Source organism: Marinomonas foliarum (genome assembly GCF_016906065.1).
GTDB lineage: Bacteria > Pseudomonadota > Gammaproteobacteria > Pseudomonadales > Marinomonadaceae > Marinomonas > Marinomonas foliarum.
Map to the genome: position 1 here is coordinate 1,580,775 of NZ_CP070273.1, position 25,066 is coordinate 1,605,840.

The 25,066-nt window shown below is 44.8% G+C and carries 20 protein-coding genes; 12 read left to right on the forward strand and 8 right to left on the reverse strand.

What is annotated here, in order from left to right; translation table 11 throughout:
* Positions 1 to 444: 444 nt before the first annotated feature.
* Complete coding sequence (purL, locus tag JSY38_RS07345; RefSeq protein ID WP_205116163.1) at positions 445 to 4,344, reverse strand: phosphoribosylformylglycinamidine synthase; 3,900 nt, start codon at positions 4,342 to 4,344, stop codon at positions 445 to 447.
* 117 nt (positions 4,345 to 4,461) lie between these two features.
* On the reverse strand, positions 4,462 to 4,950 hold the full coding sequence (gene tadA, locus JSY38_RS07350; RefSeq protein ID WP_205116165.1) for a tRNA adenosine(34) deaminase TadA: 489 nt from the start codon (positions 4,948 to 4,950) through the stop codon (positions 4,462 to 4,464).
* Between the two features lie 125 nt (positions 4,951 to 5,075).
* On the opposite strand from tadA, the gene JSY38_RS07355 reads away from it, so the two are divergent.
* Entirely contained in the window at positions 5,076 to 5,498 is a 423-nt protein-coding gene (locus JSY38_RS07355; RefSeq protein WP_114413672.1) for a CBS domain-containing protein, read from the forward strand.
* Position 5,499: 1 nt separating this feature from the next.
* Here the strand turns inward: JSY38_RS07355 and JSY38_RS07360 are convergent, their stop codons facing one another.
* The 4 genes from JSY38_RS07360 to JSY38_RS07375 all read right to left on the reverse strand — a co-directional run bounded on the left by JSY38_RS07360 (position 5,500) and on the right by JSY38_RS07375 (position 10,891).
* Positions 5,500 to 5,757, reverse strand: coding sequence for a cold-shock protein (locus tag JSY38_RS07360; RefSeq protein WP_114413671.1), 258 nt, complete (start codon positions 5,755 to 5,757; stop codon positions 5,500 to 5,502).
* 93 nt (positions 5,758 to 5,850) lie between these two features.
* A complete protein-coding gene (locus JSY38_RS07365; protein WP_114413670.1) occupies positions 5,851 to 8,634 on the reverse strand; it encodes a valine--tRNA ligase in 2,784 nt (927 codons plus the stop codon).
* A gap of 136 nt (positions 8,635 to 8,770) precedes the next feature.
* Positions 8,771 to 9,163: a hypothetical protein gene (locus JSY38_RS07370; RefSeq protein WP_205116166.1), complete on the reverse strand. Its 393-nt coding sequence runs from the start codon at positions 9,161 to 9,163 to the stop codon at positions 8,771 to 8,773.
* Between the two features lie 264 nt (positions 9,164 to 9,427).
* Positions 9,428 to 10,891 (reverse strand): leucyl aminopeptidase, encoded by a 1,464-nt coding sequence (locus JSY38_RS07375; protein WP_205116168.1) that lies wholly within the window; start codon positions 10,889 to 10,891, stop codon positions 9,428 to 9,430.
* Between the two features lie 121 nt (positions 10,892 to 11,012).
* On the opposite strand from JSY38_RS07375, the gene lptF reads away from it, so the two are divergent.
* Positions 11,013 to 12,131, forward strand: a complete 1,119-nt coding sequence (gene lptF, locus JSY38_RS07380) for an LPS export ABC transporter permease LptF (RefSeq protein ID WP_114413667.1) — start codon at positions 11,013 to 11,015, stop codon at positions 12,129 to 12,131.
* 5 nt (positions 12,132 to 12,136) lie between these two features.
* Complete coding sequence (gene lptG / locus JSY38_RS07385) at positions 12,137 to 13,198, forward strand: LPS export ABC transporter permease LptG (RefSeq protein ID WP_114413666.1); 1,062 nt, start codon at positions 12,137 to 12,139, stop codon at positions 13,196 to 13,198.
* Between the two features lie 42 nt (positions 13,199 to 13,240).
* Here lptG and JSY38_RS07390 read toward each other — a convergent pair whose 3' ends face one another.
* A complete protein-coding gene (locus JSY38_RS07390; RefSeq protein WP_205116171.1) occupies positions 13,241 to 14,407 on the reverse strand; it encodes an aminotransferase class I/II-fold pyridoxal phosphate-dependent enzyme in 1,167 nt (388 codons plus the stop codon).
* A gap of 169 nt (positions 14,408 to 14,576) precedes the next feature.
* Here JSY38_RS07390 and dksA point away from each other — a divergent pair, with 169 nt between their 5' ends.
* The 9 genes from dksA (at position 14,577) to JSY38_RS07435 (ending at position 24,004) form a co-directional block, all read left to right on the forward strand.
* A complete protein-coding gene (dksA, locus tag JSY38_RS07395; RefSeq protein ID WP_114413675.1) occupies positions 14,577 to 15,011 on the forward strand; it encodes an RNA polymerase-binding protein DksA in 435 nt (144 codons plus the stop codon).
* Positions 15,012 to 15,018: 7 nt separating this feature from the next.
* Positions 15,019 to 15,918: a tRNA glutamyl-Q(34) synthetase GluQRS gene (gene gluQRS, locus JSY38_RS07400; RefSeq protein WP_205116188.1), complete on the forward strand. Its 900-nt coding sequence runs from the start codon at positions 15,019 to 15,021 to the stop codon at positions 15,916 to 15,918.
* 122 nt (positions 15,919 to 16,040) lie between these two features.
* Positions 16,041 to 17,423 (forward strand): sigma-54-dependent transcriptional regulator, encoded by a 1,383-nt coding sequence (locus tag JSY38_RS07405; RefSeq protein WP_205116190.1) that lies wholly within the window; start codon positions 16,041 to 16,043, stop codon positions 17,421 to 17,423.
* Between the two features lie 562 nt (positions 17,424 to 17,985).
* Positions 17,986 to 19,443 (forward strand): polynucleotide adenylyltransferase PcnB, encoded by a 1,458-nt coding sequence (pcnB, locus tag JSY38_RS07410; RefSeq protein WP_205116193.1) that lies wholly within the window; start codon positions 17,986 to 17,988, stop codon positions 19,441 to 19,443.
* A 14-nt stretch (positions 19,444 to 19,457) separates the two neighbouring features.
* Entirely contained in the window at positions 19,458 to 19,940 is a 483-nt protein-coding gene (folK, locus tag JSY38_RS07415) for a 2-amino-4-hydroxy-6-hydroxymethyldihydropteridine diphosphokinase (protein ID WP_205116714.1), read from the forward strand.
* A gap of 3 nt (positions 19,941 to 19,943) precedes the next feature.
* The gene (panB, locus tag JSY38_RS07420) at positions 19,944 to 20,771 is read left to right on the forward strand and encodes a 3-methyl-2-oxobutanoate hydroxymethyltransferase (RefSeq protein ID WP_205116195.1); all 828 of its coding nucleotides are present in this window, start codon (positions 19,944 to 19,946) and stop codon (positions 20,769 to 20,771) included.
* Positions 20,768 to 21,619, forward strand: coding sequence for a pantoate--beta-alanine ligase (gene panC, locus JSY38_RS07425; protein ID WP_114413659.1), 852 nt, complete (start codon positions 20,768 to 20,770; stop codon positions 21,617 to 21,619). The genes panB and panC overlap by 4 nt, the downstream gene beginning before the upstream one ends.
* Positions 21,620 to 21,646: 27 nt before the next feature.
* Positions 21,647 to 23,293, forward strand: a complete 1,647-nt coding sequence (gene pgi / locus JSY38_RS07430) for a glucose-6-phosphate isomerase (RefSeq protein ID WP_205116197.1) — start codon at positions 21,647 to 21,649, stop codon at positions 23,291 to 23,293.
* 507 nt (positions 23,294 to 23,800) lie between these two features.
* Positions 23,801 to 24,004: an addiction module protein gene (locus JSY38_RS07435; RefSeq protein ID WP_205116199.1), complete on the forward strand. Its 204-nt coding sequence runs from the start codon at positions 23,801 to 23,803 to the stop codon at positions 24,002 to 24,004.
* A 31-nt stretch (positions 24,005 to 24,035) separates the two neighbouring features.
* On the opposite strand, the gene JSY38_RS07440 is transcribed toward JSY38_RS07435, so the two are convergent.
* Positions 24,036 to 25,049 carry a lipoate--protein ligase gene (locus JSY38_RS07440; protein WP_205116206.1) on the reverse strand — a complete coding sequence of 338 codons (1,014 nt, stop codon included), beginning with the start codon at positions 25,047 to 25,049 and terminating at the stop codon, positions 24,036 to 24,038.
* Between the last annotated feature and the right edge of the window lie 17 nt (positions 25,050 to 25,066).

Consider the following 25,066-nt stretch of genomic DNA (forward strand, 5'->3'; position numbering starts at 1 on the left):
AATAAGCCAACATAAAGCGAATTGACGTGTTAGACGTTTCGCAAGACTTCAATTTTTTTGATTATCTCGAATCAGTTAAAAACCAATCCGGACAATCTTCTGAAGCCTCTAGCGAGCGCCCACACAAATTATCTGATTATCTATTTTAAAGAGCGTGCTAACTTGAATGACTAACCAAATCATATTTAGTTAGTTGAACTTGGTCTTCGTTGCTCTGAAGCCTTGTCCGTGTCAGCGAGGGCGTATATTAAGGATCTACAGATTTTGTGCAACCCTTTTTCGATATTTATTTTAATAAATTCAAACTTTTACTTATTTTGTTCAAAAAACGCTCAAAACAACCCCTTTATGCTTATTATTCACCCACCCCCAAAACTTTCGACACAAAAAAGCCTCCTAACTTTTCAGTTAGGAGGCTTTTCATTGGCTATTTAAAGTAACTAATTAGCCTAACCATTTACGGGCATTTTGGAACAAGCGCAACCATGGCGCTTGTTCTTGCCATTCGCTTGGGTGCCAGCTGTGCTGAACCGTACGAAAAACACGTTCTGGGTGAGGCATCATAATAGTCACTCTACCATCTTCAGATGTTAAACCTGTTACACCTTGCGCAGAACCATTCGGGTTAAATGGGTAACGTTCGGTTGCATGACCGTAGTTATCTACATAGCGCAATGCAATTTGATTTGCTGTAGCAAGTGCAGCCATATCTTGATCATCACGGTATTCTGTTTGACCTTCACCATGAGCAACGGCAATCGGCATACGAGAACCTTCCATACCAGCAAGCAAGATAGAGTTCGACTTTTGCACTTCTACCTGAACCAAACGAGCCTCAAACTGAGAGGATTGGTTACGAACAAACTTCGGCCAATGACCTGCACCAGGAATCAATTCGTATAGATTCGATAGCATCTGACAACCATTACACACGCCAAGCGTGAAAGTATCAGGACGATTGAAGAAAGCTTCGAATTGCTCACGAGCAATAGGGTTGAAAAGAATAGACTTCGCCCAACCTTCACCAGCCCCCAATACGTCACCGTACGAGAAACCGCCACAAGCTACCAAACCACTAAATTGATCTAGCGTGGTACGACCAGACAAGATATCACTCATGTGAACATCTACTGGAATGAATCCCGCTTTATGGAAAGCAGCAGCCATTTCCACTTGACCGTTTACACCCTGCTCACGCAAGACGGCAATTTTAGGCTTAACACCAGAAGCAATAAATGCCGCTACGATGTCTTCATTTTGATCGAATTGAACATCAGCAGTTAAACCTGGATCTTTCGCATCCAACAAACTGTCAAATTCTTGCTGCGCTGACTCTGGGTTATCGCGTAAAGCTTGAATGCGGTAACTTGTCTCAGACCAAACACGCTGCCAATTAATACGAGTTTCTTCTAGCAATGTTTCACCAGCAAAACAAACACGGATCGAATCATCACCGGACAATGTTGCAATCGATGTCGTCGTCACACCAGCACTAGCATATGCAGAAATAACTTCCGTTACATCAGACTCATTCACCTGTATGACGGCACCCAACTCTTCGTTGAATAGCACGGGGGCTACTTGCATACGATTAGTAATAGTTTCATCAAGATCGATATTTAGGCCCAAATGACTCGCGAATGACATTTCAACTAAAGTAGCAAACGCACCTCCGTCAGAACGGTCATGATAGGCTAACAACTTACCTTCAGCGTTCAACGCTTGAGTGGTATCGAAGAAGCCAGCTAAGGTTGCGGCATCATCAACATCTGGCGCTTGCTGACCCAACTTATTGTAAACCTGAGCAATAACAGAACCGCCAAGACGATTTTTACCTGCACCCAAATCAATCAATAACAAACGCGTATCGGCTTTGTTTTGCAGTTCTGGTGTTAGTGTTTTGCGGACATCCGTTACTGGTGCAAACGCAGAGATAACCAAAGACAATGGTGAAGTAACAGCTTTTTCTTTACCATCTTCCTTCCATACGGTCTTCATAGACATGGAGTCTTTACCCACTGGAATGGCAATATCCAATGCTGGGCACAATTCCATACCCACTGCTTTTACAGTTTGGTAAAGCTTTTCATCTTCGCCTTCATGACCTGCGGCCGCCATCCAGTTTGCAGACAACTTAATGCTACTACGTTTAGTAATGTGCGCTGCCGCCAAGTTAGTTAACGCTTCACCAACAGCCATGCGGCCAGATGCAGGTGCATCAAGCAAAGCTACGGGCGTACGCTCGCCCATCGTCATAGCTTCGCCAGTGTAGCTTTCTAAAGAAGACGTTGTTACCGCCACATCCGCTACTGGCACCTGCCAAGGACCCACCATTTGATCACGAGCAACCATACCCGTGATTGAGCGATCACCGATGGTGATTAAGAAATTTTTGCTCGCAACCGTTGGCAAACTAAGAATACGCTTCGCTGCGTCAGCAAGATCTACATCAACAGCCGTGAAATCATCACCTGTAATAATGGCTTTCGTTGCTTCACGATGCATTTTAGGTGGCTTGCCAAATAGAACAGACATTGGCAAATCAACAGGTTTGTTATCAAAATGTTCATCTGCTACTTGCAAATGCATTTCTTCTTTCGCATCACCTACAATGGCGAAAGGACAGCGTTCACGCTCACAGATAGCTGTAAATTCTTCAATGCGATCTGGCGAAACCGCCATAACGTAACGTTCTTGCGATTCGTTACACCAGATTTCTAGAGGAGACATACCTGGCTCATCATTTAGAACCTTACGCAGATCGAAGTTACCACCACGCTCACCGTCTTTTACCAATTCAGGCAAAGCGTTAGACAAACCACCAGCGCCCACATCATGGATAAAGCTGATTGGGTTTTTATCACCCATTTGCCAGCAACGGTCGATCACTTCCTGACAACGACGCTCCATTTCTGGGTTGCCACGTTGTACAGAAGCGAAATCGAGATCTTCGTTACCATCGGCAGACGCCATGGAAGATGCCGCACCGCCACCAAGGCCGATCAACATCGCAGGACCACCAAGTACGATTAACTTAGCACCTACTTTGATCTCTTGTTTTTCAACGTGTTCACGACGAATATTACCAATACCGCCCGCCAACATGATTGGCTTGTGGTAACCACGCACTTCCTCTTGTGAAGCACCCTGGATTGTTTGTTCATAAGTACGGAAGTAACCTAATAGGTTTGGACGACCAAACTCATTGTTAAACGCAGCACCACCGATAGGCCCTTCGATCATAATATCCAAAGGCGTTACGATACGAGACGGTTTGCCGTAGTAGCTTTCCCATGGCTGTTCAAAACCAGGTATTTTAAGGTCGGATACCGTGTAACCACTCAAACCTGCTTTTGGTTTAGAGCCAATACCTGTCGCGCCTTCGTCACGAATCTCACCCCCAGAACCCGTTGCCGCACCAGAGAATGGAGAAATGGCTGTTGGGTGGTTATGAGTTTCAACCTTCATCAAGATATCGATGTGTTCGTGGCTAAAATCGTATTCGCGCGTTTCTGCGGATGGGAAGAAACGACCGCCAAAGTGGCCTTCCATCACGGCCGCGTTATCTTTATATGCAGATAAGGTACCGTGTGGATTGTGTTCATGGGTGTTCTTGATCATTTTAAACAAAGAGCGCTCTTGCTCTTCGCCATCAATCGTCCAAGACGCATTAAAGATTTTATGACGACAATGCTCAGAGTTTGCTTGAGCAAACATCATTAGCTCAACATCGATTGGGTTACGACCCAACTCAATGAAAGACTCAACAAGGTAATCAATTTCGTCATCCGCAAGAGCAAGGCCTAGCGTTTGGTTTGCCTCAACCAATGCCGCTCGGCCACCGCCTAATACATCGACTGCTGTCATTGGTGCTGGTTCTGCATGAGAGAACATATCAGAAGCGTCGCTTAATGCCGGAAGCACGCTTTCTGTCATGCGGTCATGCAGCATAGCTGACAACAAATCTAACTCTTCAAGCGCCAATGGCGCGGAGCTATGGATAAAGTATTCCACGCCACGTTCAACGCGGGACACGGCCGCAAGGCCACAGTTATGAAGGATATCGGTTGCTTTCGATGACCAAGGTGAAATCGTTCCTAAACGAGGAACCACTAAAACACTTTGATCAGATGAACTGACTTGGGAGGATTTAGGACCGTAGGCCAAAGCGCGTTGTAGAACAGTTTCCTGTTCAGCAGTAAGTGTTTGATTATCAGCCAGCTCCACGAAATGGAGAAATTGAGCATCAACATCTGTAACAGATGGGATAGATGCTTGCATATTGGCTAATAACTTTGCCTTGCGAAACGCCGATAGCGCTGCGGAACCATGCAGAGTTAGCATGTTGAGTATTGCCTCACTTGGTAGTTTTGGGGAAATGGTGCGGGTATTTTAAATCAATGAGGCAAATAGAGGCCAGCAGAGTATGAAATTTCTACACAAAATGATGGAATTAATTGCCTAAGTCGCTTTTTTTGCCTGTTCCTTGAGCTTCTTTTTCTGCTCACGGCGATATTGAAAGAACTGAGTCAGTTGCGCAGACGCTGTTTCCGCTAAAACCCCAGACTCAACGTTCACCTTATGATTGAGAAAAGGCGCCTCAAAAAACTGCCCCTGACTTTCAATAATTCCGCTTTTCGGTTCTGTCGCAGCATAAACTACCCGATCAATACGTGCGTGCACTATAGCACCAGCACACATTGAACAAGGCTCTAATGTGACATATAAAGTTGCATCGGGAAGACGGTAATTATTCATCATCTTACACGCGTTTCGAATGGCTTGAATTTCTGCATGAGCAGTTGGGTCACAAAGTGAAATCGGCGCATTATAACCTTCACCGATAATTTCATCGTTAAGCACCACAATTGCACCAACCGGAATTTCATTTTCCGATGCAGCTTTTGCAGCCAGCGCTATCGCGCGCTCCATCCATTCTTGATCATTCATTATTGATCTACCTCAAAACGACAATATTGCTTTAAATACATGATTGCCTTTAATGCATAATCCGCTCTACACTGAACCTTACTGTCAAAATAAACACGCTTAAATAGACACAAGGAGATTCATTCATGCGTACTGTGGCAGATCTAATGATTACTGATTTAGTTACCTTGAGAGAAAATGATTCTTTAGCGAAAGCCAAAGCATTAATGCAAGAAAAAAACATCCGTAATATTCCCATCGTAAACGATCAAGGAGAATGCGTTGGTATGTTAACGCAACGAGAATATTTACGTCACGCCTTCCATCTTGTTAGCCAATTCGGCACCCAGCAAATTTCCAAGAAAGAGCAGCAAACTCCCATTGCCAACGCGATGAATAAAGACATACTCACCGTCAGCCCCAGCACAGATTTAGATATGGCTGCAGAGTTTTTTATTGAAAACAAATATGGCTGCCTACCCGTCACTCAAGACAACAAACTCGTCGGAATTTTAACACCTGTCGATTTCGTTAAACTCGCACACAAAATGTTGCAAGAATCTGCATAAGCTAGGCACTTTCAAGTTGTTTATTAGAGCCAGAGGATGCAGCACGCACCTCTTTCTCTACTTGAACATCCATTGCCTGCAAACCAAAATCAGTTGAAGACAAAACAAAATTAACAGGTTGCCCTTTTCTAAGCGTTTTGTGGCCATCACAAGCAATCGACTTGTAGTGAACAAAGACATCACTGTCTTCCTCTCTTTTAATAAAGCCAACGCCTTTGGCGTCATTAAACCACTTAACTTTTCCAGTTAATCTTTCCATCTCTATACTCGCCTCTTTTTTATTTTTATTAAGTAAGCGTAAGGACAGAACCCCAAACCGGGCCCTGCCCTCTTATCTATTTATCAAGAGTAGTTACAAAGATTCAATACTGATCTTTTGCTCTTCTAACTTACTAACAGCTAACTGCAAGTCATCGCATTTGGCACGTTCTTTCTCAACCACTTCAATAGGCGCTTTCGCCACAAAGCTGTCGTTAGAAAGTTTGCCTTGGATGCGTTGTAATTCTTTTGACGCCTTGTCGATTTCTTTTTGCAGACGCGCTAGCTCTGCCTCTTTATCAATCAAACCAGCCATTGGCACGAGCACTTCCATATCACCCACTAACGCCGTTGCTGACATTGGCGCTTCATCGCCCGCATCCAACCAAGTCACAGACTCTAATTTAGCCAAAGTTTGCAAAAAGGTTAAGTTTGCATCTAAACGCGCTTGATCTTGCTCAGAACCATTACGGAACAAAATAGTCAGCGGTTTAGAAGGGGAAATGTTCATTTCGCCACGGATATTACGAATACCTTCAATAACACCTTTTAGCCACTCAACATCTGCTTCAGCTTGTGCATCTTTTTTCGCGTCATTGGCCGTTGGGTATTCACCCAACATCACAGTCTCACCCTCCACACCTGCTAGCGGCGCAACTCGCTGCCAAATTTCTTCTGTCAAGAACGGCATCATTGGGTGTGCAAGACGTAGGAAAGCTTCCAGTACACGAACCAAAGTACGACGAGTACCCATCAATTGTGCAGACGTTGCACTCTCATCCCAAAGCACAGGCTTAGACAACTCCAAGTACCAGTCACAGTATTCGTGCCACATGAATTCATACAAAGCCTGGGAAGCCAAGTCAAAACGATGTGTGTCAAAAGCACGGTTTACAGCATCTTCCGCATGCTGCAAGCGAGAAATGATCCACTTATCAGCAAGAGATAACTCAACGTCGACACCACTTTGACCACAGTCTTGATCCTCTGTATTCATCAAGACATAACGCGTCGCGTTCCAAATCTTGTTACAAAAGTTACGGTAGCCTTCAAGACGATTAAGATCGAACTTTATATCGCGGCCGCCTGACGCCAGAGAACAAAGTGTAAAGCGAAGTGCATCGGTACCGTAAGCCTGAATACCTTCAGGATAGGTTTCGCGAGTATTCTTTTCGACTTTTTCCGCTAAGCGAGGTTGCATCATGCCGTAAGTACGTTTCGCCACCAAGGACTCGATATCAATACCATTAATCAAATCCAATGGGTCAATGACGTTACCTTTGGATTTCGACATTTTATCGCCGCGCTCATCTCGAATAAGCCCCGTTATGTAAACGGTTTTGAAAGGCACTTTATCGGTAAATTTCAAGGTCATCATGATCATTCTGGCCACCCAGAAGAAAATAATATCAAAGCCTGTTACCAACACGTCTGATTCACTAAATTCAGCAAAATCTTGTGTTTCTTCTGGCCAACCTTGTGTTGCAAACGTCCAAAGTGCTGAAGAGAACCAAGTGTCTAGCACGTCTTCATCTTGAGTTAGCTCAACATCTGCCGCGAGGCTATATTTAGCGCGAACCTCATCTTCATTTTTACCAACATAATGCTTTCCATCAGCATCATACCAAGCTGGAATTTGATGTCCCCACCAAAGCTGACGAGAGATACACCAATCATTAAGATCGCGCATCCACGCAAAGTAGGTATTTTCCCATTGTTTAGGAACAAACTGGATATCGCCATTTTCAACCGCTTCAATCGCAGGCTTAGCCAATGACTCAACTGCTACATACCACTGCTGCGTTAGGTAAGGTTCAACAACCGTATTACCACGCTCACCACGCGGTACTTTTAATTTGTGATCAACCACTTTTTCAAGCAAGCCAAGTGCATCAAAATCAGCAACAACAGCTTTACGCGCGTCAAAACGATCCATACCGCGATATTTCTCAGGCGCTACGTCGTTGATCGCCGCATCGTCGGTCAAAATATTAATCAATGGCATGTCGTGGCGCTTGCCTACTTCATAGTCATTAAAATCGTGAGCTGGCGTGATTTTCACACAGCCGGTACCAAATTCTTTGTCTACATATTCATCAGCAACGATTGGAATACGACGCCCGACCAATGGCAGTTCAACAAACTTGCCAACAAGATCAGTAAAGCGCTCATCATCCAAGGCAACCGCAACAGCTGCATCACCAAACATTGTTTCAGGCCGCGTTGTTGCAACAACAATATGATCTTTACCGTCAACTGTTTTTACACCATCGGCTAGCGGGTAACGGAAGTACCACATGAAACCATTTTCTTCTTCAGAAACCACCTCAAGATCAGAAATCGCTGTATGCAAAACTGGATCCCAGTTTACAAGGCGCTGACCACGATAAATGATGCCTTCATCAAACAAGCGAACAAATACTTCCTGAACCGCAGCAGACATACCTGGGTCCATTGTGAAACGCTCTTTATCCCAAGCAACAGAGTCACCCAAAACGCGCATTTGATCAGAAATAGTGCCACCAGACTGGTCTTTCCATTCCCAAACTTTCTCAAGGAATTTTTCACGTCCTAGCTCATGACGTGTAGTGTTCTGAGCAGCTAATTGACGCTCTACTACCATCTGCGTTGCAATGCCAGCGTGATCAGAGCCTGGCTGCCATAATGTGCGGCTGCCCTTCATACGCTCTCGACGGATCATTGCGTCCATTAAGGTATGCTGAAAAGCATGCCCCATGTGCAAGCTACCCGTGACGTTTGGCGGTGGAATCATGATCGAAAATGGAGAACCGTTGCCTTGAGGCGCAAAATAGCCGCTCTCTTCCCAACGTTGATAAATAGGTTGTTCGATACTTTGAGGTTGGTAGGTCTTTTCCATTATGGTGTCTTAAAGCTCTTATGTAGCGGTAAATTGTAATTGGAAGAATTATAACGTGTCATAGCAAGATAAAGAATAACACGCGAATAATTAAGGCATTTATCAGACGGCAGCCTGTCTAACAAAGGTACTTTTGCTATTCCTTTCCGTCAGTTTTGTGCGTAGTGGAAGCTGCCTGCAATGTTTGCATCACTTCCTCCACCAATTCTGGCAAACGCTTCGCCAACACATCAGCTATGGTCTTAGCGACTACCTCTTTCGAAAACGTAGCTGGAGCATCACTTTCCTCTACCGTTATCTTTTCTTCAGCAGACTCAATTCTCACCTCTGAGTGCGATGACTCATCACTTAAACTTGAACCATTTAAAGACTCTGAAAGGTGCACTTCCTGACTAATCGAAGCAGTCACTTGTTCTTCAACGACATCCATCAAAATAGGAATGTCATCTTGATTGCGCAAAGCCGATATTAATGTTTCTTCATCTGGTTCGAAAACACCATCATCATGCTGAGTAGCTAAATCTGACATAGGAAAAACCAACGGTAAAAACACAAAATATGACAAATCAAACGGCCCCAGCCGATTGACCTATCGCTCTTAATAGCCGTTAACTTTCGCACTGACAAAAGCAAAAGTCCACCCTCAGACTCAATGGGCTTTGTTCTATTCTTGTAAGAGGGAAAATAACACCTTGATCAGATTAATCTTTCTGATAAAAAGACATTAAAAAAGCAGCGACAAATAATCATCGCTGCTTTTAATAAGCTCACCCTAGTATTTGAATAAAACGAATTAAGACGTTTTATTCAATAGGTATCGAGTCAACAAGGCAACTGGACGACCACTTGCGCCTTTCGTTGCACCACCAGCCCAAGCTGTGCCGGCGATATCCAAATGCGCCCAAGAGTAAGAACCAGTAAAACGAGACAAGAAACATGCCGCTGTTACTGAACCGGCTTCAGGGCCACCAATATTAGCGATGTCGGCAAAGTTGCTATCAAGCTGCTGCTGATACTCTTCGTCCAAAGGCATTTGCCAAAGCTTATCCGCTGAAGTCTGGCTAGCTGTTTTCAATTCTGACGCGATGCTATCATTGTTCGCGTACATACCAGAGTTAACGCTACCCAAAGCAACCACGCAAGCACCAGTCAAAGTCGCAATATCAACAACCGATTTTGGTTTGAAGCGCTCAATATAAGTCAAAGCATCGCACAACACCAAACGACCTTCTGCATCGGTATTCAAAATCTCTACAGTTTGACCAGACATGGTTTTCACGATATCACCAGGCTTAGTCGCACGAGCACTTGGCATATTCTCGGCCGCCGCAATAACAGCTGTGAAGTTTAGCTTGGGTTTCAGCTCACAAATGGCTTTCATCGTACCGAAAACACTCGCAGCACCACACATGTCATATTTCATTTCGTCCATTTTCGGACCAGGCTTCAAAGAAATGCCACCCGTATCAAATGTAATACCTTTACCTAAAAGAACATGAGGCGCTTCACCCTCTTCGCCCCCGCGGTAATTCATTACAATCAAATAACTTGGCTGATCGCTGCCATGGCCTACCGACAATAAGCAGTGCATGCCTAGCTCATCCATTTTGCTTTCGTCTAATAACTCAACACCTAGACCGTATTCTTCACCTAGCTGCTGCGCTTGAGAAGCCAAGTAACTCGGCGTACAAACATTACCAGGAAGGTTCCCTAACTGACGAGCAAAGGCAGAACCTTTCGCTGTAGCGGCACCAATGGCCAAAGCTGCTTCGTCTGCCCCCTCTAGCAACAAAGATGTCACTTTTGTCGCTTTTTCAGCATCATCTTTTTTGAAACCAAGGAAATTATAAAAACCTTCATTCAACCATTGAGCGACCAAAGCAAGCACTTCGACTTGAGAACGGTTTTTCAATACAAGTCCTGCACTTGCTACAGCAACAGACGCAAAAGGCAATCCTTTAATTTGTGCTGCCACAGCCGCAACTACTTTGCGAGCTTGCATATCACTCAACTCAACATCTTTACCAATACCGACCAACAAAACAGCTTGAGCAAACTCTTGCGATACACCCGGTAACAACAAGGTTTGAGCTACGCCAGCTTTAAAAACACCAGTTTCACGCAACTGAGAAATCTGCCCATTGGCATTCTCGTCAACCCATGTGGTTGACTCGGAAAAATCCCCTTCACTCGGCACAAAGGCCACGAGCAAATCAGCTTGTACTGCAGACAAGCGATCAAATAACGCCATATTCATGAAAAAACCCTCAAAAAATAACTTTTTAAAAAAAACTGGATAATGTCCTTCTTACCACGAGATAATGGGGGCTTTAGATGTGTAATCAACTCTACGCTTAGAAAGCAAGATTCATCCAGAGGTGACTTTGAGACTATTCAAATACTTAGCGAAAGAAGTGCTGGTGTCAACAGCAGGCGTGACGCTAATTTTACTGCTCGTCATTCTAAGTGGCCGTTTTTCTTCTTATTTGGGTCGCATCGCTGAAGGCAAAATGACCTTCGAATTCCTATTCGTCATTCTAGGGTTCCACGTTCCTAGCTTCATTCAGATGATTTTGCCCCTGGCTTTTTTCCTGTCTCTGTTACTCGCTTTCGGGCGTTTATATATAGAGAACGAAATGTCAGTACTTTTTTCGAGTGGCATCAGCAAAATAAAATTGGCAGGCTATACACTAGGCATTGCCTGTATTATTGGCTCTCTAAGTGCCGGACTCAATTTCTGGTTAGCGCCTTTTAGTGAATACAAAGCCGAAGAAGCATCACAGGCACAAAATCAACTTTCTTCTTTTGACCTACTTCTTCCTGGGCGGTTTGAAGGCAGTGGTCAACGCACAACTTACATAGACAGTTTTACTCCTGATGAAGGCTGGATGAACCAGGTATTTTTATCCGATATAGTGCGAAAAAAGGACGGCAACATTCCTATTCAAACGCTAGCTGACTACGCTGAACAAATAAACGTAAGCTCAGAAAACAATCAAAAGTATCTTGTTTTCAAAAATGGCTCCCGCTATGAGGGCAAACCAGGCACAGCCAATTACCGCATCACCCAATTTGACACCTACGCTGTACGGATGGAAAACACAGACCAAAGTGAAATAGATGAGGCCTTCACCAAAACAACATTAAGCCTCATTAATAGCGACACATTATTAGATAAAGTCGAGCTACAATGGCGTATTTCATTGACCATTATCATCCCGATATTAGCGATCATTGGTTTATCTCTAAGCCAAGTCAATCCGAGACAAGGGCGTTTTTTCAAAATGCTACCAGCGATCCTATTGATGATATTGTATATGGCGCTGTTGATTTGGGGACGTACTGGACTAGAAAAAGGCAAACTACCCATCTCACTCGGCTTATGGTGGATTCATGGCATATTTATTCTAATTGCCACTCTACTATTCGCACAGTTCAATCAAGTATTCGAGCGCCGCAAGGCAAGACTTCCCGATGCAGCCGATGAAAGCGAGTAACGATAATGACTAGAATAGACAGATACATCGGCAACAGTGTTTTATGGGCTTTTTTGATCGTCGCTGTTGTGTTGCTTGGTCTCGACTTCGCGCTGACATTTATAGAGCAAATCAAAAAAGTAAACGACAGTTACACCATCCAATCACTGTTACAGGTCATTCTTTATCGCTTACCAGGCAAACTCGCCGAATACATTCCCATCGCCTCATTAATTGGTACATTAATGGGATTAGGGACATTGGCCGCCACATCAGAGCTCACTGTAATGCGAGCCGCAGGCATGCCTATATGGCGCATTGGTTTCGCCGCCTGCCAACCGATCTTATTAGCTTCATTATTAGGCATGGGGATTTCTGAGTTCGTTTCACCTATCGCCGAACAAAAAGCCACCCTGATAGAAAAATTTAAAGACCAAGAAAGCGGCACTTTCTCGCTTACTGGTGGCGTTTGGCTAAAAGCCGACAATAACTTTGTCTATATCGATGCTGCAGACGACACAGGCAAGCTTTATAACCTGCAAATCTTTTCTCCAGAAGGGCAAAAGCTAAAATACATCCGGACTGCCAGTACAGCAGAACACGTACAAGGCACTCAATGGCAACTCAATAACGTCACCGAGACGCGTTTTAACGAGGACAAAATTGAAAAGACCAACATGGAAAAAGCCAATTGGGATGTCAGCATCACACCGGAGCACTTATTCCTAGCAACCCAAGAACCAGACAGCCTGTCATTAAGCCAGCTTAAAAACTACCAAACGTATTTGAAACAACAAAAACTAGACAGTGCCCCCTATGAGCTAGAGTTTTGGATTACCGCGCTGCGCCCTATCGCTTCCTTGGCATTGGTCCTAGTCGCATTATCCAGCGTTTTCGGACCACTTAGATCTTCAACCATGGGCAGTCGTATTTTCTCTGGAGTCATCATTGGCCTAGCTTTTCAAAATGCACTCAACCTGTTTGGCCGCATGAGCGTAGCAGTTAACTTTCCGCCGGTCATTGGTGTCAGCATTCCGATCATCATCTGTTTATTGGCAGGTATCATCTTGATAAGACGCAGAGGCTAACTCTGCGCCTTATCGTTCTTGATATTACTTTAACCAACTCATTCAAGACGACATGAAACGCGCAATTCTTACTAACGCTTCTTTCAACCTCTCTTCGTCACATGTATAGGCAAAACGAACATATTTGTGAGCATCCTTAATACCAAAATCTGCTCCAGGCGTAAGCGCTACTTTTTCTCTTTCAAGCAGTTCTAAACACCATTTCATGGCATCTTCAGTCACTCCGGACACATCCACATAAACATAAAACGCCCCATGAGCAGGTGCCACTACTGGTAAGCCCATTAACTTTAAACCTTCAAGCAACACTAACCGGCGCGCGTCTAACCTTTGGCGACGCACCTCGCACTCAGCCAACACGTCAGCTTCAAAGGCTCGAACGGCCGCGTACTGAGAGACACTTGGAGCAGCTATGAATATGTTTTGTGCAAGCTTTGTCGCACCCTCAATAGCCCATTGAGGCACTACCAACCAGCCCAATCTCCAGCCAGTCATAGCAAAATATTTAGAAAAACTGTTCACAACAAAAATATCATCTGAAATCGACAAAGCTGAAAAATCTTCCCCTTCATAAACCAGACCTTGATAAATCTCGTCCACTAGCAGATGCCCACCAAATTCACTCACCTTTTGCCAAGCTTCGGCTACGTATGATTTACTAAGCACAGCTCCCGTAGGATTAGACGGAGAAGCAAGCCAAAGACCAGACGTATTTTCTCCCCAATGGCCGGATAACGTATTCAAATCCAATTCAAAGCCATTTTCTACCTTTGTTTCAACCAACTTTGCTTGCGCACCAGCTTGGATAAGAAAGTGTCTATTACAGGGGTAACAAGGGTCCGGCATCAGCACTTCATCACTAGCATTGACCATCAAGGATGCCATCAGCAACAAAGCACCAGATGCCCCAGGCGTGACAATAATCCGCTCAGGCGCAACCTCAGCCTGATAACGACTTAGGTAATAGTCACTAATGGCTATTTTTAACTCAGACAACCCAGTTGCCGATGTATAACCTGTCTTGCCCTCCTCAATTGCCGCCATACCAGCTTTAGCAACAGCATCAACAGCGACGAAATCCGGCTCACCAACCTCAAGGTGAATCACATCCTCTCCCTGAGACTGAAGCTGCTTCGCACGATCCAAAACCATCATCACTTGAAAGGGCGCAATATGCCCCACTCTGGTTGCTAACTTATGCTGTTTCATTCTGTATTTCTCTGCCTTTATCAGCCTGTTTCAAAAATATCGCGACAATATGCGCAAAAAATGTGGTTAAGCGCGACATTATCTGGTAAGTTTCCGCCCGAAAATAAATCACCTAATTTTATTGGTTACAGGCTACCACAATGGAAACCTGCGAAGTGAGGCAATGCGTATGCCAAAAATGAACCCTGAGTCATTAATGAAAGACTTCACTCCTTATGTTGCTAAGGATGGCGAAGAATACATGAACGAGAAACAGTTGGCGCACTTTAAAAGCATCCTGCTCAACTGGAAGCAAAACCTTATGGAAGAGGTTGATCGTACCGTTCACCATCTAAAAGAAGAAGCGGTGAATTATGCGGACCCTAACGATCGCGCTAGCCAAGAAGAAGAATTTAGCCTAGAACTTCGCGCTCGTGACCGCGAACGTAAACTGGTTAAAAAAATCTCTCAGACCGTTGAGCTAATCGACGCTGATGATTATGGCTACTGTGAAGAGTGCGGTATAGAAATCGGCATTCGTCGTTTAGAGGCTCGCCCTACCGCAACAATGTGTATCGATTGCAAAACATTGGCTGAAATCAAAGAGAAGCAAATCGGCGGTTAACAGTTTGGTGTCAAACCACGTTAACTCTACCGTGCCTATCTATCGCGGCCGCTTTGCACCCTCGCCAACCGGCCCTCTCCATTTTGGCTCGCTAGTCAGTGCATTAGCGAGTTATTTGGATGCAAAACAGCAGCAAGGCAGCTGGGTCATCCGCATAGAAGATGTGGATGGTACTCGTTGCAATGCACGCTTTGCAGAACAAATTATTGACACACTTAGCAGCTACGAACTCCACTCCGACGAAACAATTCGCGTTCAAAGCCTGCATCACCACCTATACGAACAGCAATTATCCGTACTTAAAAAGCAACGAATCGTCTTTCCATGTAACTGCACACGTCAGTCGCTTGCTAAATACAACGGCAGCCATCCAAACAAATGTCAGAGCAACATAGAAAAACCTCACTCGTGGCGTTTACAAACAAGCCCAGCCATCTATGAATATAAAGACAGCATTCAGGGACACTTGGTTTTCAGCGACGACCTAAAAAGCAACTGTCCAGTGCTAAAAAGAAAAGACGGCTTTTTCTCTTACCAGCTTGCCGTTGTGGTGGATGACCACCTACAAAACATCAGCCACCTCGTCAGAGGCGCCGACCTCATTGAAACCACCGCCCAGCAACTGCACCTTTATCACTTATTTGGCTGGACAGCACCAAGCGTTTGCCATATCCCTCTTATTACCAATAACCACGGTGATAAGATAAGCAAGCAAAATCACGCCAAGCCCATAAAAAATAAGCACCTTCCAACTCTCTTGCGAGCACTCCATTACCTAAAAATAGATTTAAATTCGCCCACCTCGATCACAGAAGCGCTTGCACTAGCAATCGAAGCATGGGACCCCAACAAGCTACAAGGAATAAAAAACCTCCCTCTGGAAGAGCAAGACCTGCATTTCATCTAAGACACCACCATAGATTGTCTTTTACATCTTTATTTATTCTTTTTCATTCACATATCACCCATCTCGACCAACAAGCCTATGTGTGTATAATTGTTACACTAGTTACAAGAGGTGACAGCTTCATGCACAACATTATGATCATTTGCCCAGACAACTCACCACTCAAAGAGTCAGAAAAATGGTTGTCTCGTTATGGCTTTCAGGTCAACACCAGCAGCACGTTGGAGCAAGCAACACGCTACTATGAGCTAGCCGAGTTCCATTTACTGCTTATCGACCAAGAAAGCATTGATAACACCAGCATTGCTCCCCCAGAGATGCCACCTCGTATTGTTTTAGATACTAAGCCTAGTCTCAGTACAGGCGTCAACAGCATGTCGAAGGGAGCACTTTATTACCTGCCTCTGCCAACAGATTCAGAAACACTGCTAAATAACGTAGTGAACGCGCTGGAGCAACACAATCACGCCCTCCCTCCTAAAGAGACACCGGCGCACAACTCGACAGACACTCCAATAGAAGAGACTCTCACTCTAGGAACTGCTGGCAGCGGTATTGTTGGCCAGTGCCAGCCCATGCAAGACTTGTTTAGAGACATGAGAAAAATTGCTGGAACCGATGTCACAGTACTCATACGAGGCGAGTCCGGCACAGGCAAGGAGTTAGTAGCAAAAGCACTGCACAACTTAAGCCTGCGGAGCAAAAAACCCATCATTAGCGTCAACTGCGCAGCCATCCCTGAAAACTTAATAGAATCAGAACTATTCGGTCATGAAAAGGGGGCATTTACTGGTGCCAGCGCCGCACACGACGGCCTAATATTTGCCGCAGACAAAGGCACCTTGTTCCTAGACGAAATAGGCGAACTCCCCTTAGAAGCTCAAGCAAGACTATTGCGCGTGTTACAAGAGGGGGAGATCCGCAGAGTGGGCGCAACACAATCCACCAAGGTAAACATCAGGCTCATCACCGCCACTCACAGGAACTTGATGGCCATGGTAAAACAAGGCCAATTTCGTGAAGATTTATACTACCGACTCTATGTTATGGAGCTGCTACTGCCTCCACTGAGAGACAGGGGAGAAGATATCTCTATCCTTGCAAAAAGCTTACTGGAAAGAATTTGTCAAAAGCACAACAAACCAAACTACAACTACAATCGTACATTTGATAAAGCCATTCGCGCGCACAACTGGCCTGGCAATGTACGAGAGCTAGAAAATGCCATTGAGAGAGCCGTAATACTTAGCCCTCAAGAGAAGGTTGACGCAAATAATTTGAAGCTCGCCACTCAGCAAAATTCGACATCAACAATGAGCAACAACACGACGAGCAGCACAGACACATTGGTAGGAACTACACTGGATGATTACTTCAAACACTTCGTGCTAACGCACCAACACAAAATGACAGAAACACAACTTGCACACTCTTTGGGCATATCAAGAAAAAGCTTATGGGAAAGACGACAAAAACTTTCAATACCCAAAAAAGTAACAACCTAAAAGTAACACTTGATACTATAATACCCAAAAAATAAGCAAGAATTTGTAAAGAAAATGAACAGAAACACACTGAAACTCAGCAAAATCAGTACTTTATGTTTTTTGGCACAACTAATGCCTTATATATGACACAACGATAATAAGATTGACCAAGAATAAAAATAAGTTAATCGTCGTATGTAGGTTCTTAAAAATAAAAATAAAAGCTAAGGACACCGTGACCTCTTCAAATAAAAATAAAAATTTGAGGTCATGGATGGAAAATCGCTTTGGATAATTGATCTTTTTAGATATATAAGCCTTCGGGCAATGAAAACAATGCAAAAATAAAAATAAAACCTGAGTAGAACTGCAGAAGCAGCACCCACTTTGTTTTCGGAACTAGTATCTTCATGTATCCAAAGCGATTATTTTATTTACTTCTTTGTAAGTACCAATCGCTTCACAACCTTCCCCTTAATTGCTACACACTGAAATCATCTAAACATAGCCATTATTCGTGTAATTTTACTACTTTCACGTGTAGAATGCCCTTTTCGTTAACTTTAAAATTTGTTGTCTAATGCTCACAGGATTAAAATCTCTGGTACGTAAAGCCACCTCTCTGTTTGCCTCACCAAAGGCGCAGACTTACCCTATTATCATTCCTCGCAGCGAGCACAGCTTATCTCGACAAGACTTAAGCCCAAATGCTGTCAAAGTATTGTATCGTCTCAATAAAGCAGGCTTCGACGCCTACCTTGTTGGCGGTTGCATCCGAGATCATTTGATTGGCATTGAACCTAAAGATTTTGATGTCGTCACCAATGCTACGCCTGAAGAAGTACATAGCACCTTCTCAAATTCAAGACTCATTGGCCGTCGATTCAAATTGGTCCATGTCACGTTTGGGCGTGAAATCATCGAGGTTTCAACATTTAGAGCCAATTCCGCTCAAGACGATAGCAATGATGACAACGCACAGAATACATCTTTGAAAGGCAAAGACTCCGCACGATCCGCCCATGGCATCGTCTTGCGTGATAATGTCTATGGCAACATCGAAGAAGACGCAGAACGCCGCGACTTCACTTTTAACGCTTTATATTACAATGTTCAGGACTTCAGTATTCACGATTACTGTGGCGGTCTAAAAGACATTGAAAACAAACAAATTCGCATTATTGGTGACGCGAGACAGCGCTACCAAGAAGATCCGGTTCGAATGCTAAGAGCCATTCGTTTTGCGGGCAAACTTGGCTTCGAACTAGAAGCAGAAACCGCCGCGCCGATCAAAGAAATGGCCCACCTACTCGACCATATTCCGCCAGCTCGTTTATTTGAAGAAGTACTCAAATTACTTGGCAGTGGCAACGGCATAGAAACATTCGCTTTGCTTCGCCAGTACGGCCTATTCCGTTATTTATTCCCAGACACAGATGCATTACTACAAAGTGGGTGGAAACGTAACGACATAGACCCTGAAGCCTTCATACTACAAGGCCTTAAAAACACTGACGACCGTATACAAAGTGGCAAAACAACTGCCCCTTACTTTTTATACGCGGTACTACTGTGGCCAAGCGTGTCACTTCGTCATGAAGAATTCCAAGCTCAAGGCATGCCTGCAACACCAGCATTACATCAAGCCGCTAACATGGTATTAGACAACCAAGTCGCATCCACCGCTATCCCGCGCCGATTCTCCACGCCAATGCGTGAAATCTGGGACATGCAGTACAGACTACCAAAGCGCTACGGCAAGCGCGCTTTTCTGCTGCTTGAACATCCTCGCTTCCGTGCGGCTTTCGACTTTTTACTGATTCGCGAGTTAAGCGGAACCGAATTAGATGGTCTAGGCGATTGGTGGGAAAAATTTCAACATGGTACAGAAAACCAACAGAGAGATCTTATTAAGAGCATTGACTCATTTAGCAAAGACAAAGAAGGCCCTAAAAAGCGCCGCCCTCGTCGTCGTAGAAAGAGCAATGGCAACACTTCAGAAACAGCTAAACCACAAAGCGAAACGTTTGACGAGTAAGAGGATGCGCCTTGATACACGCTTATATTGGCCTCGGCAGTAATCTTGAAAATCCATTGGCGCAACTTGATCGCGCCATTGAAACCCTAAAGAAACACGACGATCTAAAAAATCTTCGTGTTTCTTCTATTTACGGCAGCAAGCCCGTTGGCCCACAAGATCAACCGGACTACATTAACGCCGTCGCCTCATTTGACACCGATCTCTCCCCGCTTGCCCTACTTGATCTTTTACAAAGTATTGAGCAGTCACAACGTCGAGTCAGAGAACGTCATTGGGGACCGCGCACCCTAGATCTAGATCTGTTATTGTACGGACAAGAAAGAATACAATTACCAAGACTAAACGTGCCACATCCCTTTATGCTAGAACGAGGATTTGTGATAAAGCCGTTTAGCGACCTAGCGCCCGATATGCTCTTAGAAAATGGCAAAACCGTTACAGAGCAGCTACACCAACTTGATACCAGCGATTTGGTTTTTATCAAAGAAGAATAAACTATGTACTCAGATAACTCACAAAGAAAACTCACCAAACCTGTTACCTTATCCACTCTCAAAAAAATGAAAGCGGAAAAAGAAAAAATCACCTGTTTAACAAGTTATGACGCCTCTTTCACCAATGTTATGAACGTCGCAGGCGTTGAAACGATTTTAGTCGGTGACTCTTTGGGCATGGTCGTACAAGGCCAAGACAGCACACTACCCGTCACTATCGAAGATATGTGCTATCACACCGCAGCGGTAAAACGAGGCAACACCAACGCTTTTATCCTCACAGACATGTCTTTCATGAGTTACAGCAAGCCAGAACAAGCGCTCGATAACGCAGCAAAGTTAATGCAAGCCGGCGCAAACATGGTCAAATTAGAAGGCGGAAGCTGGTTAGCAGACACCGTAAAACTACTCAGCCAGCGCGGCATTCCAGTTTGTGCGCATTTAGGCCTAACCCCTCAGTCCGTGCATAAATTTGGTGGCTACAAAGTACAAGGCAAAAGCCAAGATGCGGCCGATTTACTACTGCAGGAGTCGCTGGATCTTGTCGCGGCTGGCGCCGACATTCTTCTATACGAGTGCATCCCAACCGAACTCGGCAAAACACTGACTGAAGCCGTTCCAGTGCCCACCATTGGCATAGGTGCTGGCCACCACACAGATGGCCAAGTATTGGTCATGCACGACATGCTCGGCATCAACCTAGGTCACACACCAAAATTCGTCAAAAACTTCTTAACCGATGGCCGCAATGTGACAGAAGCCTTTGAAGCCTACGTCAAAGAAGTAAAAGACATGACATTCCCTGGAGCTGAGCACGGATTCAAATCATGAAAACATTCCACACCGTCGCTGAGCTTCGAACAGCACTGAAAATAGAACGCTTGAAAGACAAAAATATTGTGTTTGTCCCAACCATGGGCAACCTACATGATGGCCATATGTCACTAATTCGAAAAGCAAAAGAAGAAGGCGACGTCATTGTGTCATCTATCTTCATCAACCCAATGCAATTTTCGGATCAAAGCGACTTAGAGCGTTACCCAAAAACCTTGGAAGAAGACAAACGAGTCCTTGAGGCCAATGGCTGTCATTACCTGTTTGCACCAGATGCACTGGAAATGTACCCAGACGGCAAACGCAGCCAAACGCAAATTGAAGTCGTCGGCATTTCTGACATTCTTTGTGGAGCGTCTCGCCCAGGCCATTTTGTTGGTGTTTCCACTGTCGTGACAAAATTATTTAATATTGTTCAGCCAGACTGTGCCATATTTGGTAACAAAGACTTTCAACAACTTAAAGTTATTGAAGACATGGTGCGAGATCTAAGCTCTAACGTACGCATCATCGGAGTAGACACAGCACGTAACGAAGATGGCCTAGCCATGAGTTCGCGTAATGGTTACCTAACAGAAGAAGAAAGACGTATCGCACCAACAATTTATCAAACTTTGTTATGGGCGAAAGATGCGCTAATTAAAAACAGTGCGAGTCACGAGGACATCTGCGAACAAGCTCAAAAGAAGCTTGAAGCGGCTGGTTTCCGTCGTGATTATTTCGAAATCCGCGCACAAGAAAGCTTACAAACACCATCAGAAGAAGAGAAGCGCCTCGTTATATTAACGGCGGCATATCTAGGCAAAGCACGCTTAATTGATAACTTACGTGTAGAACTTGCTTAATTCACTTTGAGATCTAGGGAGATTGTAATGGGCTCACCCACCGAATTAACTACTTGGCAGAAACTAGCAGAGCACAAGCAAGAAATGGCTGCTGTCAGCATGAAGTCTTTGTTTGAAGCGGACCCAAGCCGTGCTGAAAAATACACCACTCAAGCAGCTGGCTGGACATTAGATTACGCAAAAAACCGCGCCAATGAAAAAACGATTTCTCTACTAACAGACCTAGCAAAAGAAGCGGGACTTGAAAGCGCCATCAAAGGCATGTTCAGCGGTGCACATATTAACAACACCGAAGACCGCTCTGTATTGCACATCGCCCTACGCGCTAGCCAAGCACAAGAATCATTAATGGTCGATGGCGTTAACGTTTTGGCAGAAGTACGCGCAACCCTTAAACAGATGGAACAGTTTGTCGCGCAATTACACAGCGGCGAATGGAAAGGCTACAGCGGCAAAACCATTACAGACGTCGTATCGATCGGCATCGGCGGCTCTTACCTTGGGCCAAAAGTCGTTGCTGAAGCACTAACGCCATACAAAAAAGACAATATTAAAGTTCACTTCGTTGCCAACATTGATGGTTCAGACATCACCGGCAAACTGAAGCAATTGAACCCAGAAACTACCGTATTTGTTATTTCTTCTAAAACGTTCGGCACCTTAGAAACTTTGTCTAACGCTAACGCTGCGCGTGACTGGTTCCTAAGCAACGGCGGCACACAAGAGAACGTCAGCAAACATTTCGCAGCCGTTAGCTCCAACGTGAAAAAAGCCGTTGATTTTGGCATGGCAAAAGAAAACATCTTTCCAATGTGGGATTGGGTTGGCGGACGCTACTCACTTTGGTCAGCCATTGGCTTACCTGTTGCCATCGCCGTTGGCATGGACAACTTCTACGCCTTGCTCGATGGCGCTCACCAAATGGACGAGCACTTCCGTACCGCTCCATTTGAAGAAAACCTACCGGTAATCATGGGCGCCCTTGGCGTGTGGTATATCAACTTCCACAACGCACAAACTCACGCTTTGATTCCTTACGACCATTACCTACGTGCCATGCCTGCTCACATCCAGCAGCTTGATATGGAAAGTAATGGTAAAGCAAATCTATTGAATGGCGACGGCGTAGAAACCGACACAGGCCCAATCATTTGGGGCGGTGCTGGCACCAACGGCCAACACGCTTATCACCAGTTATTACATCAAGGCACACGCCTAGTGCCTGTGGATTTTATCGCACCATTGGCGTCTCACAATCCTATTGGCGAACACCATACACAATTGTTTGCTAACTGCTTAAGCCAGTCGCAAGCCTTGATGGTCGGTAAAACCCTTGAGCAAGCAGAGCAAGAACTTCGTGATGCTGGCGCAACCGCCGAGCAAGTCGCCAAGATTGCACCGCACAAAGTTATCAAGGGCAACCGCCCAAGCAACACCTTATTGACCGATAAAATGACACCCGCCACCGTGGGTGCCTTGATCGCCCTCTACGAGCACCGTACATTTGTACAAGGCACAATCTGGGGTATCAACTCATTCGACCAATGGGGCGTAGAGCTTGGCAAAGTATTGGGCACCGACATCTACAACCGCCTTGTTAGCGACAGCGACAACAGCGCACTGGATGCCTCCACCCAAGCACTCATCAACGCGTTCAAGAAAGCTCAATCTTAACCGTTTAGCTTTTTATGCAGCGCTACTAAAATCACCAGCCGAGGCTGGTGTTTTTGTTTATTCCCTCCCTACTTTCCTAAGATAAAAAGCGCTAGATTTAAGAGGAACTCTTGTCTCAGTCCCCTCCCCTTCTCTTCAAGGGGAGGGCTAGGGAGGGGTTCTGAAAGCGAAGCTTTCATGTAAGTCGCGCCTTTAGGCCGACAACCTCTCTACATGACACCATCATCAGCCCGACACAGACTCTGGCAAATCGTAGGGCATCATAAGCGCAGCGTAATGTGCCGCTGAAAGCGAAGCTTTCATGTAAGTCGCCAAGATCTCGGATGGCTTTAGAGCTGTTAAAGGTACTTTTTTGAGCCGATTACGCTCATTATTTGGCTCAAAATATGGCGATTCTTGAGCCGAATAAATTAGCTTTTCAGCTCAATCTTGTTTATTCAGTATTGGGGTAGATACAACTCCAATCTTTTCAGTGCTATTCTTTCACTCAATCGAGGAGGACATAAAATGACTCAAGTAAACAGAAACATCGTTGAAGATGTGTTATCACTCCCAATGAACGAACGGATAGAGCCTGTCGAAAAGCTACTTGAATGCTTAGACTCACCAGATGCCGAGCTAAACGCTATTTGGGCGAGGGAGTTAGATGCTCGCATTGAAGCGTACGAAAAAGCCCAGCTAACCTCTAACCCCCCCTCACCGGAGTACTAAGCAAATACAAATAAATAAAGCGTTTTTATCCCTAAGAAACCGCCTTAACCAACCACGCTTTCATCTCTTCTAAATCCGCTTTATGATCAGGGAAGCTTTCAATAACCAAGTCGACACAATCTGCAATGGCATCTGGTCGGTAGATGACGCCAACGAGTTTTTCCGCAAGCTGTTCAATTGGATCGGGAAATAAGCTATCAGTGAAGGTTTTTGCGGCGGTAATTTTCGCGTTACTCAGGTCAAGGTGAATTTCTACTCCGCCCCATTTGAAGCGTTCGTCTAGCGTGTGAGTAAATTGCGGCGATTTACCAAAGTTCCAATCCCAGCTTTGTTGTTGTTCGAATTTCTCAAGGAAGCCAGGCAGATCTGGTAAGGCTTCAGGGGAAATTTCTTCTATGGTTGGTGTTTCACCAAAGTATTCACAGAAAGACGCCACAATGGCGTCACACACCAATTGGTGATTAATCTGTGGATAAAGTAAATCAAGGTTGGTCACACGAGATCGAACTGAAGTAATGCCTTTTGACTGCAGTTTTTTTACATCAGGGTTTAGGTAATTAGCTAAGCGACTCAAATCCGCGTGCAGCAATAAAGTACCATGATGAAAGCCACGGTCTTTGGTTTCTTTGTAGGCAGAACCAGAGAATTTACGCATCTCTTCTCCCTCCCCCACCACCAAATCATTTCGACCATTGGCGTAGCCTTCTATACCAAGTTTCTTCAAGCCTTGCAGAACGATCTCAGTCGACACTTCTTTGTTGTATTCAGGCTTGCCCGCCATGAAAGTGAAGTTAGTATTACCCAAGTCATGAAACACTGCTCCACCGCCACTTTGGCGACGAGCAAGATGAATTTTGTCTTGCTCCATCTTATTAATATTGCACTCTTTCCAAGGGTTTTGTGAGCGCCCAATCACTACCGTGTCTGCGTTGCGCCATAAAAATAGCACTCGCTGATCAGCAGGCATTGAACGAAAAATACAATCTTCCACCGCGAGGTTAAAGTGAGGATTATTAGAATGGGAGATCAAAATTCGGCTTGCCATGGCAGTCTCTCTTGTCA